This window comes from Streptomyces sp. YIM 130001 (genome assembly GCF_003574445.1).
Lineage (GTDB): Bacteria > Actinomycetota > Actinomycetes > Streptomycetales > Streptomycetaceae > Streptomyces.
In genome coordinates this window covers 1-343 of record NZ_KZ984604.1, presented here as the reverse complement: position 1 = coordinate 343, position 343 = coordinate 1, and the positions used below count along the sequence as shown (strand labels likewise).

The 343-nt window shown below is 57.7% G+C and carries 1 protein-coding gene; it reads right to left on the bottom strand.

What is annotated here, in order from left to right; genetic code table 11:
• A partial coding sequence (locus DSC45_RS35575; RefSeq protein ID WP_162929466.1) for an acyl-CoA thioesterase occupies positions 1-292 on the bottom strand: 292 nt, incomplete at its 3' end.
• Positions 293-343: the final 51 nt, after the last annotated feature.

The window sequence follows — 343 nt, the reverse complement described above, 5'->3', positions numbered from 1 at the left end:
CCTTCACATAGTCGAAGGTGAATTCCAGCTGCGTCTGCCCCAACTCCGCCAGCCGCATCCGGATCGACAACTCGTCGAACGCGGTGATCTCGGCAAAGAACTCACAGTCCACCTTCAGCGTGAACAGCTTCAAGTCGTCCTGCACCTCCGCCAGCACCGCCGGAGCCTCCTCCTTCAAAAACAGCTCCCGGCACCGCCCCTGCCAGCGCAGATAATTCACGTAGTACACATTGCCGACCAGATTCGTCTCCTCGAAGCCGACCGTGTACTGGTACTCGAAGTAGTCAGTCATGACCTCTCACCTCTCGCGTCATTTCCCGTCGGTTTCGTGAAGCAACCCAGT